General features: G+C 38.8%; 18 protein-coding genes. 3 read left to right on the top strand and 15 right to left on the bottom strand.

What is annotated here, in order from left to right:
- Positions 1 to 81 precede the first annotated feature (81 nt).
- A complete protein-coding gene (locus SanaruYs_RS12625; protein WP_160118658.1) occupies positions 82 to 1,347 on the top strand; it encodes an RNA polymerase sigma factor in 1,266 nt (421 codons plus the stop codon).
- Here SanaruYs_RS12625 and SanaruYs_RS12620 read toward each other — a convergent pair.
- The 10 genes from SanaruYs_RS12620 to SanaruYs_RS12575 all read right to left on the bottom strand — a co-directional run bounded on the left by SanaruYs_RS12620 (position 1,336) and on the right by SanaruYs_RS12575 (position 10,236).
- The gene (locus SanaruYs_RS12620; RefSeq protein ID WP_127122919.1) at positions 1,336 to 2,226 is read right to left on the bottom strand and encodes a 1,4-dihydroxy-2-naphthoate polyprenyltransferase; all 891 of its coding nucleotides are present in this window, start codon (positions 2,224 to 2,226) and stop codon (positions 1,336 to 1,338) included. The genes SanaruYs_RS12625 and SanaruYs_RS12620 overlap by 12 nt on opposite strands.
- A 241-nt stretch (positions 2,227 to 2,467) precedes the next feature.
- On the bottom strand, positions 2,468 to 2,932 hold the full coding sequence (locus SanaruYs_RS12615; RefSeq protein WP_246011907.1) for a 3-oxoacyl-ACP synthase: 465 nt from the start codon (positions 2,930 to 2,932) through the stop codon (positions 2,468 to 2,470).
- Between the two features lie 6 nt (positions 2,933 to 2,938).
- Positions 2,939 to 3,454, bottom strand: a complete 516-nt coding sequence (locus tag SanaruYs_RS12610) for a glutathione peroxidase (protein ID WP_127122918.1) — start codon at positions 3,452 to 3,454, stop codon at positions 2,939 to 2,941.
- Position 3,455: 1 nt separating this feature from the next.
- Complete coding sequence (locus SanaruYs_RS12605) at positions 3,456 to 3,944, bottom strand: glutathione peroxidase (protein WP_127122917.1); 489 nt, start codon at positions 3,942 to 3,944, stop codon at positions 3,456 to 3,458.
- Positions 3,945 to 3,983: 39 nt separating this feature from the next.
- Complete coding sequence (locus SanaruYs_RS12600; RefSeq protein WP_127122916.1) at positions 3,984 to 4,754, bottom strand: DUF6090 family protein; 771 nt, start codon at positions 4,752 to 4,754, stop codon at positions 3,984 to 3,986.
- A 27-nt stretch (positions 4,755 to 4,781) separates the two neighbouring features.
- A complete protein-coding gene (argS, locus tag SanaruYs_RS12595) occupies positions 4,782 to 6,569 on the bottom strand; it encodes an arginine--tRNA ligase (RefSeq protein WP_127122915.1) in 1,788 nt (595 codons plus the stop codon).
- 81 nt (positions 6,570 to 6,650) lie between these two features.
- Complete coding sequence (locus tag SanaruYs_RS12590) at positions 6,651 to 7,628, bottom strand: deoxyhypusine synthase family protein (RefSeq protein ID WP_127122914.1); 978 nt, start codon at positions 7,626 to 7,628, stop codon at positions 6,651 to 6,653.
- A gap of 55 nt (positions 7,629 to 7,683) precedes the next feature.
- Positions 7,684 to 8,088 (bottom strand): DUF3052 family protein, encoded by a 405-nt coding sequence (locus tag SanaruYs_RS12585; protein ID WP_127122913.1) that lies wholly within the window; start codon positions 8,086 to 8,088, stop codon positions 7,684 to 7,686.
- Between the two features lie 173 nt (positions 8,089 to 8,261).
- Positions 8,262 to 8,831, bottom strand: coding sequence for an LPP20 family lipoprotein (locus SanaruYs_RS12580; RefSeq protein ID WP_160118657.1), 570 nt, complete (start codon positions 8,829 to 8,831; stop codon positions 8,262 to 8,264).
- Between the two features lie 100 nt (positions 8,832 to 8,931).
- On the bottom strand, positions 8,932 to 10,236 hold the full coding sequence (locus tag SanaruYs_RS12575) for an LPP20 family lipoprotein (protein WP_160118656.1): 1,305 nt from the start codon (positions 10,234 to 10,236) through the stop codon (positions 8,932 to 8,934).
- A gap of 165 nt (positions 10,237 to 10,401) precedes the next feature.
- Between SanaruYs_RS12575 and SanaruYs_RS12570 the strand changes: the two genes are divergently transcribed.
- Positions 10,402 to 10,893: a hypothetical protein gene (locus SanaruYs_RS12570; protein ID WP_127122910.1), complete on the top strand. Its 492-nt coding sequence runs from the start codon at positions 10,402 to 10,404 to the stop codon at positions 10,891 to 10,893.
- Between the two features lie 4 nt (positions 10,894 to 10,897).
- Here the strand turns inward: SanaruYs_RS12570 and SanaruYs_RS12565 are convergent, their stop codons facing one another.
- The 5 genes from SanaruYs_RS12565 to SanaruYs_RS12545 all read right to left on the bottom strand — a co-directional run bounded on the left by SanaruYs_RS12565 (position 10,898) and on the right by SanaruYs_RS12545 (position 16,813).
- On the bottom strand, positions 10,898 to 11,272 hold the full coding sequence (locus tag SanaruYs_RS12565; RefSeq protein ID WP_127122909.1) for a DUF1801 domain-containing protein: 375 nt from the start codon (positions 11,270 to 11,272) through the stop codon (positions 10,898 to 10,900).
- Complete coding sequence (locus SanaruYs_RS12560; RefSeq protein ID WP_127122908.1) at positions 11,272 to 11,733, bottom strand: GyrI-like domain-containing protein; 462 nt, start codon at positions 11,731 to 11,733, stop codon at positions 11,272 to 11,274. The genes SanaruYs_RS12565 and SanaruYs_RS12560 overlap by 1 nt, the downstream gene beginning before the upstream one ends.
- 65 nt (positions 11,734 to 11,798) lie before the next feature.
- Positions 11,799 to 12,320: a DinB family protein gene (locus SanaruYs_RS12555; RefSeq protein ID WP_127122907.1), complete on the bottom strand. Its 522-nt coding sequence runs from the start codon at positions 12,318 to 12,320 to the stop codon at positions 11,799 to 11,801.
- Positions 12,310 to 15,762: a sensor histidine kinase gene (locus tag SanaruYs_RS12550; RefSeq protein ID WP_127122906.1), complete on the bottom strand. Its 3,453-nt coding sequence runs from the start codon at positions 15,760 to 15,762 to the stop codon at positions 12,310 to 12,312. The genes SanaruYs_RS12555 and SanaruYs_RS12550 overlap by 11 nt, the downstream gene beginning before the upstream one ends.
- 94 nt (positions 15,763 to 15,856) lie before the next feature.
- Complete coding sequence (locus tag SanaruYs_RS12545; RefSeq protein ID WP_127122905.1) at positions 15,857 to 16,813, bottom strand: lysophospholipid acyltransferase family protein; 957 nt, start codon at positions 16,811 to 16,813, stop codon at positions 15,857 to 15,859.
- 27 nt (positions 16,814 to 16,840) lie between these two features.
- On the opposite strand from SanaruYs_RS12545, the gene SanaruYs_RS12540 reads away from it, so the two are divergent.
- Entirely contained in the window at positions 16,841 to 17,332 is a 492-nt protein-coding gene (locus SanaruYs_RS12540; protein WP_127122904.1) for a SixA phosphatase family protein, read from the top strand.
- The last annotated feature ends 125 nt before the right edge of the window (positions 17,333 to 17,457 follow it).

Here is a 17,457-nt window from a genome sequence, read left to right as displayed (position 1 = left end):
ATGCCTCTGACCAATGATTCTTGAAGTTTATATTGTTCGGATGCATAGATTCATTTCAAAATTTGATACTTAATCACTGAATTGGAAAGCTCTATTCATACCAACCTCAATCATTTATTCAGGCGTGAATACGGTAAACTTATTGCTTCACTCACTAAAACTTTTGGCACACATAATTTAGCATTAGTAGAAGATGTAGTGCAGGATACTTTATTGAAAGCACTGGAGACCTGGAAATTAAAAGGCATTCCTGATAATCCATCTGCCTGGCTATTTACAGTAGCGCGCAACAAAGCTCTTGATCTCATCCGCAGACAAAAACATCAGCAGGCTTTTGCAGCGCAACTTACACCACTGCTTAAGTCGGAGTACACAGCGGCAGCAACACTTCAGGAGATAGTAAAAGATGGTAACATAGAAGATGAGCAACTTCGTATGATGTTTGTTTGCTGCCACCCTTTGCTTGCTGAAGAAACACAGGTTGCCTTAATTCTTAAAACACTTTGTGGTTTTAGTATTGCTGAAATTGCCTCGGCCTTTTTGACTAGTGAGGAAACTATAAGTAAAAGACTTTTCAGAGGACGTGAAAAATTCAGGGAGGAGAAAATTACTTTTGATTTACCTGTTGAAAAAGAACTCCCCGAACGTTTAGAGAGTGTGCTCACTGCAATCTATCTTCTTTTTAATGAAGGTTATCATGCCACTCATGTTGCTGGTATTATCAGGGATGATTTGGTGGAAGAAGCATTACGGCTCGGAAATTTATTACGTTACAATACAAGTACTGACACAACGGCCACCAAAGCCTTGCTGGCGCTAATGTGTTTCCATGCTGCACGCTTGTATCAGCGCATCGATGAAAATGGGTCGCTCTTAGCATTAAAAGATCAGGATCGAACAAAGTGGAATCATGCACTGATTGTACAGGGTCATTATTTTTTAAAGCTAGCCTCTTCAGGAGAATCGATAACCGCATATCATTTAGAAGCAGCTATTGCTTACGAATATTCAGTTGCCCCGAGCTACGAACTAACCAACTGGAAACAAATTGATGAGCTGTATAAGTCACTGTTGAAATTAAAACCTTTACCCCTGCTTGAATTTCAACATACTATTGTAAAAGCTGAATGTTATGGATATGCACAAGGATTAGATGAATTACTCAGGCTTGAAGCCAGTGGCCTGTTTAGCAGAAACCATTTCTTCTACACAACAAAAGGTGAATGGTTATCAAAGCTAAATCAAAAAAAAGAAGCTGAAGAGAGTTTGTTAAAAGCCAGTGAGCTGGCGCATACAAAAGCGGAGAAAAATTTTATTTTAAAAAAGATAGTATCACTAGGATACTAGTAATCCAATTCCAAACAGCAGTACAAAAAGTAAAGTGCTAATTGCCATTTTCTTTAAATAGGGATCAAGTTGATCGGAAGGTTTATTCAGCACTGCTATATTAATGGAATATAGAAACGGTGTTGTGAGCAAAAATAGCAATTGCCATACCGCAACATAGTTGAGTAACACAAAGACTACTGCGCTTAACACGCCAACAAGGCTAAGGGCTATATGATAGATAGCTGCACTTTGTTTACCAATGCGAACAGGTATAGAGAATTTACCAGCTTTTTGATCTGATTCAATGTCTCTGATATTATTAATATTCAATACTCCGATTGAAAGCAATCCGCAGCTAAAGGCGGGCAGTAATACCATCCAGTTTATGGTTTGGGTAAATAAGTAGTAAGAACCACCAACACCCACAATACCGAAGAACAATAACACAGCGATATCGCCTAATCCCACATAACCATAAGGACGCTTACCAACAGTATATGCAATAGCGGCTACTATGCTGAGCAACCCAAGACCGAAAAAGAATAAAAGAGCAGACCAATTCAAACCAAAAGCCACCAACAACAAGGTAATACCACTTACTAAGGAGAGTATCACAAATATTACCATCGCTTTGCGCATTTGCGCCTTACTAATGGCACCACTTTGTACTGCACGTTTAGGACCTTTGCGTTCTTCACTATCTATGCCACTTACGGCATCACCATAATCGTTGGCCAGATTAGATAAAATCTGAAGAAAAATAGTAGTGAGTACTGCCAGTAGAAAAATATCAAGTCGAAAGAAGCCCTCTGCGGCTGCCAAAAAACTTCCCATTCCAATGCAGGATATCGCTAAAGGAAGTGTTCTTAATCGGAAGGCGTGTAACCAGGCTTTCATCTCTTTGTAATTTAGTATTTATGGCCAGATGGAATATCAAGTTTGTGTGAACAGATATGCCAATCATTTCAATTTGCGTTTTGAATTAGTTGCAAGATAATCTTTTAAATTTTTAGTATAGATTGGATTGCTTACTTAATATCCGTCTGACCGTTATTTACTTTAATATTCAGCGTTCTGACGGATCCGCCTGTGTTTATTTAATTTTGGCTGATGATTTAAGTGAAGCACCTTATTTTTCTTAAGCTATCTCGCTTATACTCAGTTTCAGCTTATTAAACATAAAACTATCTCCTTGCTTTAATTTTAGTAAGGTAAGCGCAATAGGTGCCTGTGCTGAAACCGTCAAAAAAGATTGATTTCCAATCTCCACTTTACCAGCACTGATTCCAATATAAAAATGGACAGTATTTGTCATTACCAAACTACCAAGTCCAATTTGCGAATTATTAATCTGTGGTATAATACTTCCGGCAACACGTTTTAGCTTCAACCCTTCTTCTAATTGTCCGGCTGCCTTATCGCGTTCTATCTGCATCATAGCGCGGGTTGTTTCATATTTATCGCCCGCACTACTCTTCTCCTCTTCATTGGCCGCTGCCTGTGCCGTTTCCATGGCAGTACGCGCTGTTTCTATTCTTGTATTCGCGTAAGCGATACAATGCAATTGTAATTGTTGTTTAATTAGAAGAAGTGCTTTGCTCAAAAAAATCTAATCTAGTTTAGAGACAATACTGGCATCCAACGGACTAACTTTTGAAGGATAGAAAATCACTTCACCATTCTTCTTCACTAAATATTTACAAAAATTCCAGGATGGTTCCTTGCCAGTCATGCCTGTGAGCCATTGAAAGATAGGGTGTTTAGCTTTACCCTTTACTGACACCTTTTGTGCCATTGGGAAACTTACACCATAGTTTACCTGACAAAATTCTGCTATATCGTTATTGTTACCTGGTTCCTGCCATAAAAAGTTATTAGCTGGGAAGCCTAACACCTTCACTTTGTTTCCATACTGTTCGTGGAGGCGTTGCAACTCTTCATATTGATAGGTGAAGCCACATTTGGAAGCGGTATTCACAATTAACAAGTTATCATCTTTGAAGTCTGACAACTTTACTTCCTTGCCTGAAAGTGTGGTGAACGAATATTCAAAAATTGAATTCTTTGGTTTGCCGATGCTTTTAGCCCGCGATAACTTCCCTGCTAAAAATGAAACAATCCCCATCTTACAAATCCGCTACAATTTCTATTGGATTTACACCAGAAGCATAAAACTTAACAGTACCATCAGCCTTCACTAAGTATTTACAGAAATTCCAGGAAGGTTGTTTACCTGTTTTCTCTTCAAGAAATTTATAGAGTGGATGTTGATCTCCACCTTTCACAGATATTTTCTCAAACATTTGAAAAGTAACGCCATAATTGGCTTTGCAGAAATCTGCTATCTGCAAATTTGTTCCCGGTTCTTGTCCACCAAAATTATTTGCTGGAAAACCGAGGATGGTAATCTTATCTCCATATTTTTCGTGTAGCTCTTGAAGATCTTCGTATTGTGGTGTGTAACCACATTTAGAAGCAACGTTAACAATCAACAGATTTTTGCCTTTATAGGCCGCAAAATCAATTTCTTTTCCATCAATTGATTGCAGCTTAAAATCATAGACGCTACCAGCTGTAAGTGAAAATGCCATAAGAAACAAAAGGAAGGATTTCATATTAGTTTTTCTTTAAAACAGGTTCCCTCCTATAATTGTTCAATGAATGGGCACTAAACTTTTTCTCAAATCCTGAGCAAGAACCAATGCTTCCTGATAACGTTCAATACCGTCTTCTAAATGAGAAGTGGCCAGCAGTAAGTTGTTTTTAGTCTGAACTGATGACAATACCGAACGATTGATTACGCTGCGTAAAGTATAATTGATAGAAGGGCTGAAGTAATTGTTCATGTCGAGTAAAGAGTTGCTGTAAACATCTTCAAAACGTTCTATGGTTTTGTAGAAGTGATAATACTCAGCGAGTTTTATTCGAACCTCCGGATCGGTAATAACTGGTAATTTGGTTGTGCTTATCATGGAAAGATAGGTATGGTTATCGCCTTCAAAAGTATCTATTGAAAGAATAGCCACTACTACAGATGCTAAAGAGTCACCCACAACCGCCTCCTTCCCGAATTTTTCTACATATGGGATTAGAACTTCATAATCCTCTTTTAGTCCGGCAAGACTTGCTGTAAGTCGCGCTATATCTTTGTCTACGTCAACCGCCAGATTATTGATATAGAAATTCTCTTCTGCCAATTCATCCTTAGCAGTCATCCAATTGTTGATAGCAAAGGCTATGGTTATGCCTATTACTAACACTAATAGATCGAAGCCTTTGTTGGTGAGCAAGCTTTTCCAAAAATTACGGGGTGGCTTGTTATGCCTAAAACGTTTATTGCCATTACCACCACCTTGCTTGGGGTTAGTTGGCCTGGCTTCATTGCCACTCTTTTTCTGGTTCTGATTTTGGTTCTGGTCTCTCATAGATAACTTGAAGATACAAATAATCTCTTACATTCTTTCAGGCACATCAATGCCAAGTATTTTCATGCTTCGCTTTATCAGGTTTGCAACCGTTTTAGAAAGCGCGATACGAAACTGCAGTTTTGCATTATCGTTCTCTGTAAAAATGGGAATAGCCTGATAAAACTGATTATAGGTTTTAGCTAATTCATATACATAGTTGGCAATTACAGCCGGTGAATAGTCCTTAGCGGCTTCCTTAAGTTTACTCTCAAAACCTGAAACCAATTGTACTAATGCTTTCTCGCTGGTTTCTAAGGAGGTTATGCTTTTAAGCGTTTCTGCATCTGTCTTAATCGCTAAACTGTCCGCTTTGCGAAGAATGGCTTTGATACGCGCATGCGTATATTGAATGAAAGGACCTGTAAAACCTTGCAGCTGTATCGATTCATTGGGATCGAAGAGCATCTTCTTCTTTGGATCAACTTTTAATAAGAAGAACTTTAGAGCACCCAAACCAATCATGTTAAATAAGGTTCCGGATTCTTCATCGTCCATGCCTTCGGTTTTACCTAGCTCTAAGGTTTGCTTTCTGGCTTCAGCCACCATTTCGTCTATCAAGTCATCAGCATCTACTACTGTTCCTTCTCTCGACTTCATCTTTCCGGTGGGTAAATCAACCATACCGTACGACAAATGGTAACAACGTTTAGCCCAATCGTAGCCAAGCTTTTGTAAAATCAGGAACAATACTTTAAAATGATATTCTTGCTCGTTACCAACAGTATACACCTGACCGTTGATATTTGGATAATCATGAAAACGAAGAATGGCTGTGCCAATATCTTGCGTCATATACACGGAGGTACCATCAGAACGCAAAAGCACTTTCTGATCCAGACCATCGCCTGTCAGGTCAACCCATATGGATCCATCTTCCTTTTTAAAGAACACACCATTCTCTAATCCGGTAAGCACTTGTTCTTTGCCAAGCAAAAATGTATTTGACTCGTAATACAGTTTATCGAAGTCAACACCCATTTTTTTGTAGGTTGTATCAAAGCCTTCGTACACCCAGCTGTTCATCATTTTCCAAAGCTGCAATGTCTCATCATCACGGTACTCCCATTTGCGCAGCATATCAATGGCTACCTTCATAATGGGAGCTTGCTTTTCTGCTTCTTCTTTAGGAATGCCTTTGGCTTCCAATTCTTTTACCTGCTCAGTAAGTACTTTGTTAAATTCAACATAATACTTACCTACCAGATGATCACCTTTAATACCTGAACTCTTGGGTGTTTCGCCATTCCCATATAGTTTCCAGGCAGCCATTGATTTACAAATGTGTATACCGCGGTCGTTAATAATTTGAACCTTATGAACTTTATACCCACAGGCTTTATAAATCTCAGCTACGCTCCAACCTAAGAAGTTGTTACGTAAGTGGCCTAAGTGCAAAGGCTTATTTGTATTCGGTGATGAATACTCTATCATGATCTCCTGACCATTCTTAGGTAGCTGCCCCAAATTAGCTTGCGAAAACAGAGAAGTGAATACCTCCACCCACACGCTGTCTTTTAAGCTGAGGTTTAAGAAGCCCTTTACTACATTGTAAGCAGCAACTAATTGGCTATTGGCTATTAAGTATTCACCAACAATTTTAGCTGTTTCCTCAGGGTTTTTCTTTGAGATTTTTGTTAAAGGAAAACAAACCAGCGTATGCGAACCTTCAAACTCTGCATTGGTAGGTTGTACCTGAAACTGATCTGTGTCTGCACCAAAAACAGCCTGAATAGCTTGTTGGATTTCGGTGCGAAGGATGGAATCTAAATTCATTTAATAAATCGTTGTTGGTTGATGGTTGTTCGTTGTTGGAAATCTTGAAACAGATAACTAGCAACGAACAACCAACAACAATTACATATCCAGGATATAAGCAAACATAAGCGGAGCTACAATGGTTGCATCACTCTCTACGATATACTTTGGTGTTTCAATGCTAAGTTTACCCCAGGTTATTTTTTCGTTTGGTACAGCACCAGAATATGAACCGTAGCTTGTTGTACTATCACTGATCTGGCAGAAGTAGCTCCAGAAAGGAACACCATCACGCTCAAGATCCTGATGCAACATTGGCACAACACAAATAGGGAAGTCACCTGCGATACCACCACCAATCTGGAAGAAACCAATACCATCTTTACCAGCATTGGTTGTATACCAATCGGCCAACCACACCATGTATTCAATACCAGACTTCATGGTAGAAGCTTTCAACTCACCGGTAAGTACATAAGAAGCAAATATGTTACCCATGGTTGAGTCCTCCCAGCCGGGTACAACCATTGGCATGTTTCTTTCTGCTGCGGCAATCATCCATGAATTCTTAGGATCGATTTCATAATACTGTTTTAAATCACCGCTGTTAATCATGCGGAACATGAATTCGTGCGGAAACAAACGTTCACCTTTATCTTCAGCATCTTTCCAAACCTTAAACAAATGTGATTGTAATCTTCTGAAAGCTTCTTCTTCGGGAATACAAGTATCCGTAACACGGTTCAGGTGGTTGCCTAATAATTCCCACTCTTGTTCTGGGGTAAGATCGCGATAATTCGGGATACGCTTGTAGTGGCTGTGTGCTACCAGGTTCATAATGTCTTCTTCCAGATTGGCTCCGGTACAAGAAATGATATGCACTTTATCCTGGCGAATCATTTCGGCAAAGCTGATGCCCAACTCCGCGGTACTCATCGCACCCGCTAAAGTCACCATCATTTTTTTGCCTTCGGCAATGTGTTTTTTATATCCTTTGGCAGCATCAACCAAAGCTGCAGCATTAAAATGCAGGTAGTTTTTTTCAATGAATGAAGAAATCGGTCTGTTCTGGCTCATGGCACGTATTTTTTCTTAATTAAGGTGCGAAAATACGCAATTAGCAGGTATTTCCTTACCGATCTTTCAATCGGAAAACAAACTTAAGCCCCGACCAGACTTCACTAACCGCACAGACTTTTACATCTACAAGGCCGTTTTGAAGACCAAAATCCCTGATTACATTCTCGTCTAAGTCTGTTGGCTCCTTACTGGCTTTTTTAGGCCAGGAAATCCACAACATAGCATCAGGTTTTAGATGAATTTTGGCTTTTAAAAATGACTCTTTAAAATCTTTTTGATGGGTAACGAAAAGGTGTATAAAATCCAGCTGACCAGACAATTTAGTTTTGACAGCGATTTCGTCTGGTAGGGGCGCGAGCCATTCAAAATATGCTGTTGGGGCTTTGTTGACGTAAATAGAGTGCCCCATTTTCAAACCCAGTTTTTTTACTAATGGAGTTGATGAATAGCCTGCCATAGTTGATAAAGTTACAGCAATAAGGAGCTTATTGTTTTTCTAATTTATGCTATTCTTTATCAAATATCAATCAACAACGAATTATCAAATCAACACATTAACGAATCAATTCTTTTTTAAATGCAAAAAGCCCCTGCTAAGCAGAGGCTTCTGTTTTACAATGAACAGGATGATTAGTTACCCTTACCCATTTTATCCATTTCCTTATCGAAAGTTTCTTTGAACTTCTCGTAATCGTAATCGATTTTAAGACGTTCGTCTTTAGAAAGTTTTTCGTTGTAAGCAGACACTAAATCAGCAGCGGAAAGCTCAAGTGCCATGTAGGTCTTGTAAGTACCTTGTTCGGTGCGCATTAATTTTTCGCAGATTGTACGAACACCGGTTAACTGTTGCTCAACAACTTCTCTGTTTAACTGCTCATAACGTTCTTCAACTTCCTCGCGGTTGTTCATTTCTCGTGAGTTTAGGTAGTTGTCAGTTACAGCTTTAACGGTAGTAGAAATACTAGCTGCTAATTCTGCACGTGCATTAGATAAGGCTTTCTTTTTAGAAGCTACCTGATCTGAGCTTTCACCGATTGAGTTAGCACGGAAAACTTTAGCAGTTGTAAAGTATTCTGAACCTGAGCATGGCACTACCACTTCTGTTTCACCTTTTGGTTGGGCTGCTTCTTTTTTGCCTTTACAACCAACCGCAAAAACGGCCGCGGCCAGTACAAGTAGGGAGTAGGTTAACTTTTTCATATTCATCGTTTGTTTTGGTTATAATGGTCTTTGCAATTCTGATACCAATTTAGCTGACTATTTGCTGCCTTTTATAGACTATGCTAATTTTCTTTAATTTTTACTGTAAAATGGTGCTTAGTAGCTCATTAAATTTTTCTTTTTCAAGGGTTTCAAGCCCGCGGTTATAGGCATCCTGACTTGATCGCTCAAAGTCAAGGCCATAACCTTTAATACGGTCGAGGGTTGTTGTATAGATTACTTTATTCTCTCTTGCCGAGTACACCTTAATGACACTGGTTAAATAGGTAATGTGGATACTACCATTTACTGAGCCTTTTTCTGAATCAGACGAAATCTCCAAAAGCAAATCAGCCTTGGGACGATCGTTCATAAATTCAAAGCCTTCATTGCCAAGCATATTTTTTAGCTTGTTGGTGATCTGATAGTTATTCTTATTTGAACCCAAGCTTTTTTCCTCAGAAATCATATATACCAATGGTCGCTGAACTTCTAGCACAATCTGTGCTGATGGTACTTTAAAGGTTTTGGCAATAAGAGAATACACTTTTGAGTTGGCACTACCGCTTAAAGCATCAATGTTGATCTTTATATTTACTGTTTGTTCAAGATCACGCGAATCTATTTTATTAATCAAAATTTTAGCCTCTCCTGCCGCATCTACTTTGTAATCAGGGAAAACAATACCTGCTCCTTTTTGAAAAACTGCACTAAGTGGAACATCTTTAGCCGGTGAGTTTAAATCTTTATTAGTAACACTGGCTATTACCGATTGCGCATCTTGTGCTACTCTCCTGTTGATACTCAACGAAGCCGGATTTACCTTCACTTCAAACTTATCTAACAAGGTTTGAATTTTGGCATAAGCCTCATTGACCAATAAAATATCACGACCATCAACATTAGCGCGAATAGGTTCAGCCAAATACTTTTCCACTGTGCGCAACGACTGAAAATAGAAACCAATTGCCTGAAGACGTTCATTATTCTTTTCGGATTCGATGCCTTTTTTAAAATAATCGGTTGCCAGCAGTGTAGCGTTACGCTTTTGTTCCTCTTTTATCTGACGATAACGTGAAATTGACAACCGGTAATAAATCCAGTAATTGGTTTCATCCTCCCAAGCGTCCACAGTTTCAAATTCTTCAATTTCATCAGCTGCAGTGGTTTGTATAATCTGTTCGTAACGCTCTGAAAATTCTTTGTTTACATCTAGCTGACTTAGAACTGAAGTACTGGAAACCTGCACCTTAATTTCAGAAACCAGATCATCAAGAGCACTTTTTTTTGCTGATTGGATATAATTATTGGAACCATCTTTATTACTATGCCCAATACCTGTGTAGTAGCCATCCTGGTAGGGTTTTGTGCTTAACCAGGCAGGTTTTGGAGGAGCTTGGCTCACATTTTTACTAGAACCACAGGCAAGGCACACAAATAGGATCAAGAGGGAGTATAAATATTTCACAAAAGCTGATTTTTAGGGGTTATACCATTTCTCATGCCAATTACGTTAATAAAGGTAAAACCGATACATCAAAAAACTTAACTTTAACAAAAATAGTTGATTATGAGACGCTGGGGATTAATCCTGCTACTAATAGTGGCTTGTGAGGAGAAAACAATTCAGGAAGAGGTTTTCACCGGAAATGAGGTTGTTTATAACTTACAGGCAGGGTCTGCTTATACTATTTCCGGGTTACTCACCTTAAAAGAAAAAACAGATGGTAGCACACTAGTTAGTATAGTGCTTGATGGTACGGAGGGTGATGTTCAGCATCCTGTTCATCTTCATATGGGCGATTTAGGAGAAGCTGATGCGGCCATTGCAGCGCTGCTGACACCTGTTGACGCCAAGACTGGCAAGAGTGAAACTATCTTAAAACAATTGGCCGATGAGTCTGCTGTTACATATACTGAACTGGTGCAATTATCAGCATCTATTAAAATTCATTTAGCAGAAGCAGGGGCGGGACGTGATGTGATCCTGGCGGGATCAAACATTGGTACGGCAGTTAGCAGTAATATGAATGCACGCCTGGGGATAGCTGTCTGTAAGTAAACCCTTATTTGGTCTTGATCTTAATTTTTCCGGATTTATAGAGCTCAAGTGCTTCTTTCAAAAGCAATTTAATTTTCTTAATAGGTAAATCTTCTTCAGGGTTTATCAACAGTACTTTCATTCGCGCTCGCTTTTCTTTAAGCAAATCAGGGTGTTTCAGTCTATTACCTTCTACAAAGCCAATATAGGGAAGGTTATGTTGCTTATGAATCCATAAGTAACAAAACATCTTCCCTTTATAGGTAAAAAATGGCATTCCATATTTCAGCGTGTTTTCAATTTCGCTGCCTTGCGCAAGAATAATTTCACGCAAAGCCATCAAACAACTTTTAACAGGCTCGTCTTTATCCAAATAATAATTACTGAGCTGATCTTTCATTAATTAACTGAGATAAAAATATCGACCGATGCGTTGTTAGGATCTTGGGCAGCCGAACCGTAGACTTCAAAGTCAGCCTGATAGGCTCTGTTTAAATTAGAATTCCAGATGTCTGTCCAAGCTTTGTAAACAGCACCTTCTTGTAAATTTGCTGTAGCCACGATTTTAGTGTAGTTATTAGTTGGAACAAATTTCGCCACCAAACCTTCAGGAACTGTGATGGGATTGTTCGCGACTTTACAACCTAAAATGGTTGTATACGGCTTTCTGAAATCGTCTTCGTATTCTGTATACATACAATAAATCTGTTGATCTGCTTTATCCGAAATTTGTGCCAAGATATTTTCAGACATGAACTTGTTCCATAGTGCTGGTATGTCTTGGGCTGCCTGACCATTTTCATTCGTTGTTCTTACTGCCAGGCCTACTATGGTAAAACCCTCGATTGTTTCTTTTTCCATACAATTCTTTTAACGCAAAGAAAGGCAAGGCTTTGTCAACCCTATGTCAGTAGATTTTCGGACTTCTATTTTAATATGCCAAGGTACTCAAACCATGGGCCTACTTCATGCTTGTATTGTTTGGCCATTACTCGCGCTACCTGCGCTATATGATTCAAGTCGTGCACAACCCACGTGGCCAGAAGCTGTGCTAAAGTTACCTCTTCCAGTGAAGGATGCATTCCCTTAAGCGTATACTGCAAATTTGTCAATTTCTTATTTCTTACAATCTCTAAATTGTGTTTACGCAGGATTTTAAATTCTTCCAGTAATTGGTGTAAAGTCTTGCCTTCACTGTTTTTGAATTGAGCAAAACGATCGAAAGGATCAAACTTACTTCCTCCTTGTTGCGCCAATATTATTTCCAACCGTGGAATCCAGTCCGTTTTTTCTCCATGAATCAAATGACCGATTACATCATACGGACTCCAGGTTTCATCTCCTTCATTGTTGAAAATCCATTCATCGGAGAGTCCCTGGAGCATTGCCTCCAAAACCGTTGGTGTTTTATCCAGAATCTCCAACGATTTTTTTAAATCAAACTCCATGGTTCTTTATTAGATTAAACTGTACGAAAAAACTCGCTCCTTTGCCTATCTCACTTTCGCACCATATTTTCCCATCCATTACATCTACAAATTTTTTCACAATAGATAATCCTAAACCAGTAGAGGACTCGTTGCCTGTAGGTGTTGCACTAAGCTTTTGGTACTTCTTAAACAACTTATCCTTATCGCTCTCATGAAGACCAGGCCCTTCATCTCTTATTTCACAAATCGCAACATCTCCATCAGCGTTCAACTTCACATAAATATTTTTATTGTTGGGTGAGAACTTAATTGCATTGGATAATAAGTTTTCGATTATCTGATCGGCATAGGACTTATCAACATAAATAAAAACATCACTAGGCATGGATGCCTTAAATTCGATTTGCTTCAGTCTTGCATCCAAGGTTGTTCGATTAATAACTGTGCGTACCAACTCAACAAAATTCACTGTCTCAAGATTCAGGTTATGCTGTTTCGCTTCAATGGCCTCAACATTCAAAATCTTGTCAATCATTGATGTGAGTCGCTTAGCACTGTCGTTAATCATTCTGATATATTCGGCATTTTCTTCATGTGTTAACGAAGGCGGTTCTTTTATTAAAGAAATTAAACCCTTTATTTGGTTGAGTGGCGTTTTTAAATCATGCGCCACTATGCCTATAAGGTTATTCTTTTCTATATTCAAATTGTTTAACTCTTGATTTTGTGATGCCAACTCTTCGCGCTGTGTTGACAGTATAATGTTTTGCTGAGACACGAGGTCACGCTGAGCTGCTATTTCTTCCTTGCTCTGTTTTAATCTTTCATTCTGGGTTGCTAACTCCTCTCCTTGTTCAGCTAAAGTAAGATTAGCTCTTTTGAGTTCCTTTGTTTTTTGTTCAACAATTATGGCTAATGCTTTATTGGTTCGTCTGATACTTTCTGTTCGAATAAAATAAACTAAGGCAGCCACACCCAAAACTGAAATAAAGACGAGCAATTTAAACCACCAAGTTTCCCACCACGGTGGAGTTATTGTAATGGTTAAGGTGCGTCCATCATTATTCCACACACCATCATTGTTTGATGCCTTAACACGAAAAACATAAGTACCTGGATCTAAATTAGTGTATGTTGCAAACCTTCGTTTGGCATCTGTATAATTCCAATCCTTATCGAATCCATCTAGCTTATAAACGTATTCATTTTTTTCTGCCTGGAAGTAGGAAAGCGCAGCAAACTCTATTGTAAAAACTGATTCGTTGTGAGATAGCGTAAGTTTTTCTGTTTGCGAAATAGACAATGGCATTATAAAACCATTAACTTCTTTACCCGGAAGCACGCGTTTATTAAATATCTCAAAGCCACTCAAAATAATAGGTGGTGCATAATTATTGTCTTGCATTGCATCTGGGTGAAAAACAGCAAAACCATTTGTGCCCCCAAAATAAATTGTGCCGTCTTTGCCTTTAAAACTCACATCCAGCTCTGTGCCAGGCAATCCATCTGTTTGATCATAATTTCGAAAACTCCCCCAATTGCCTTTTTGAATTTGCTCATCACTGGCTGGTGTAAATCTGGATAGGCCTCTACGAGTAAACAACCATAGTCGTCCGGATTCATCTTCTTGAATTGAAACGATTGCATTATTAGGCAAACCATGCTTCTCATTTATCACTTTACATTTTTGTGTCTTCCTGTCAAAAAGATTTAAACCATTGGCTGTCCCAATCCATAATCTTCCATGACTGTCTTCGTATATTGAACGAACAGTATTGCTAGATAAAGATGTTGTGTCGGAAGCGTTGTGCTCAAAGTGCTTAAATGATTTTGTGCTGGGATCAAACAAGTTAAGACCACCACCTTGTGTGCCGATCCATAGTCGTCCGTTTCGATCTGGATAAATAGTTCTAACTACATTGTGCGAAAGTGACGATTCATTTTGCGAATCGTGCTGATAATGAATAAATTTTTTTGTTTGTTGATCAAAAATACTAATACCACCACTATAGGTACCCACCCATAATTTTTTCGGATTATCTTCAAAAAAAGAAGAAATAAGATTTACGGATAAGGAAGAAGTATCACCAGGAATATGTTTATAATGTGAAAATGTATTTGTGGTTGGATTAAATTGATAAAGTCCTCCTTCATTAGTGCCAATCCATAATTGATTCTTAGTATCCTGATAGATAGCAAAAATGCAGTTACTTTCCGCTGCAAATGCACTCTGCGCATTAATTGCATAACGCTTAAATTTCCCAGCGTCCCTATCGAACAGATTTAAACCATCCCATGTGCCTACCCAAATTCTATCAAGCTTATCTTGATAAACCGATAATACAATATTGCTAGACAGGGAGTTTATATCTGAAGGATCGTTTCTATAAATGGTAAACTGACTCTCCTGTGAATCGTAAATATCAATACCATTTTGAGTGCCTATCCATACACGACCGCTTCTATCTTCACAGATAGCCTGTATCCAATTGCTTGACAGGGTTTTCAGATCATTCGGATCATTCAGGAATGTTTTAAATTTTGTGTTTGACGGATCAAAGATTCTAAGTCCCGTAGAATTAGTGCCTAACCACAATTTGCCATCCCTATTAACATAGATACAGTTGAACCAATTACTGCCGGTTAATCCCTCATTGGCAAAGCGCTTAAATGTTTGTGTAACATTATCAAACATGTTAAGACCATTGTACGTTGCGACCCATATTCTTTTATGAGCGTCTTCACGTACATTGTAAATCCAATCATTAGATAATGAAGTTGAATTGCTTAAATCATGCTGAAAGCGTTTGAAGGTTTTCTTTTTAGGATCAAAAATGTTTAGCCCACCATAAGTGCCAACCCAAATTCTACTCTTGCTATCTTCATAGATAGACAAAACTCTTTCGTTTGATATGGAATTGGGGTTTTGTGGATCAAAAGTGTATTGTTCAAAAGTTTCTGTTTCAGGGTTGAAAATATTAAGCCCACCATAGTCAGCCCCAACCAATAGCATACCGTTGCTATCTTCCCACAAAGCATTAATCATGTTGCTTGAAAGCGAATTAGGATTCTCTACATCGTGCCTGTAGGCTTTGAAAGTTTCCGTTCCTGGATTAAAAAGATTAAGTCCACCATAACGTGTACCTATCCAAAAGCGACCCTTTTTATCTTCGAGAATGGAGAGGACGACATTACTAGAGAGACTCGTAGAATCCTGCGGATCGTGGCGATAAGATCTGAAAGTATAGCCGTCATAATAATTTAGTCCGTCTTCTGTGCCGAACCACATGAGCCCTTGTTTATCCTGAAAGATGCAGTTAACCCTTAATTGAGAAAGCCCCTCTTCTAATGAAAGGTGTTTCAATTTTATATTCTGTGCAGATAAAGGCTGATGAAAAAATACATTTACAACAGAGAAGAATATATAAGAGATTAGTAAGCGGAGCATCAGAAGCTTCATCTCAAAAAAATGGTTTTACTGAGTAAAGATTAAAGCTAATGCTTAATAAAGTGATATGCAAAATGATTTGATAGATGGTTACTGAATATACTAACTATCTTATCTCCTGCCCCGGCTGGGTTTTCCATCGCTCGTGCATCCATACCCATTGTTCGGGATGTTTACGTACTTGTTCTTCTATGAAATCTGTGTATCGTTGCGTGTTTTCTATCAAGTCAGTTTCCTCATCACCAGAAATAGTTGTTTCAATGGCTGGCATAAACCGCATGTGTTGCATGCCATCCTCACCTAGATGAATAAAAGTAGGTACTATTACAGCCCCTGTTTTTATTGCAAATGTGGCTGCACCTACCGGAGTGGCGGCAGGTCGTCCAAAGAAGTTAACGAAACGACTTTTCACTTTTGTATCCTGATCGATGAGTATAGCAAGGGACCCACCTGACTTTAATTCCTTTAACAAACGAAACATTTCCTTACCGCGTTCTACAGCAATAGCACCGTGAGCATTGCGTTGCTTCCACAGCAAATCATTTAATCGCTGATCTTTCAATGGCGTACCGATAATCAGTGGCCTCATGCCTTTTAGTGACATATACGTTACCTGCAAATCAAAAGCTCCAATATGGCAAGTCAGGAAAATTACACCTCTATTTTGTGCCTTAGCTGCTTCAAAATTTTCGTAATCGTGGATGACCAAAAATTTCTCCATGTCCTCCAAGGTTCGTATACTGGTTGCTCTCAATATTTCACCAGTATTTTTACCTAGCATAACAAAATTTCTTTTTGCCAGTGTTTTTACCTCCTCATCTTTCAGCTCGGGAAAAGCAATACGAATATGTGTATGCATTAATTTTCTGGTCTGACTGGCAACATGGTAGGCCACCCAGCCCAAAGCACCACACACTTTCAACCAGATTTTTCGGGGTAGAGCATTGGAGATTGCTATTAAAAAACGTACCAGCCAATAAACCAAGGCATAACGGATGGGACGAATGAAATTCTTAATACCTGACATTGGTACAAATATACAAGCTTGTTTTTGCTCAACCACAGCCTTATATTTTTTGTAATTTGAGCTATGAAAACATTGTACCTAGTACGGCACGCTAAATCCAGCTGGGATAATCCCCTGTTGGATGACTTCTTCAGACCACTCAATGAGCGTGGTAAACGTGATGCCCCAAATATGGGTAAACGTCTAAAAGAAAAGAGGGTGGTGCTGGACCTTCTATTAACCAGCACTGCGGTACGCGCCATATCAACGGCTAAAGAAATAGCCAAAGTGCTTAATTGCGATGATCATAAAATCAAAACGCTTCCTGAACTTTATCACGCTTCACCAGAAAAAATACTTGATGTACTGAAGCAAGTGAATGATAAAGTTAATGTAGTTATGCTGGTAGGGCACAACCCTGGCTTGACTGAGTTAATAGACGCCCTTACCGAATTAGCTATCGATAATGTGCCTACTTGTGGTATAGCTGCTTTTAAATTAAATATTAAATCGTGGAGAGAGTTGGAAATGAAAAAGGAGACTTTGTTGTTTTATGATTATCCAAAGAAGAGTTAGTATCTGCTTTCTTCTGTTTAAGCTTCTAGCTACGAGTGAAAAGCTACGAGCTGCTTGCAATATGAAAAAATATTCAACCGCTTTGTATTGAGATGAGTTAATTTCAAATTCGGAAATCATCACAT

The organism is Chryseotalea sanaruensis, from assembly GCF_003990915.1.
GTDB lineage: Bacteria > Bacteroidota > Bacteroidia > Cytophagales > Cyclobacteriaceae > Chryseotalea > Chryseotalea sanaruensis.
Note: the sequence above shows the minus strand (reverse complement) of the source record. Positions and strands in the feature narration are given on the sequence as shown.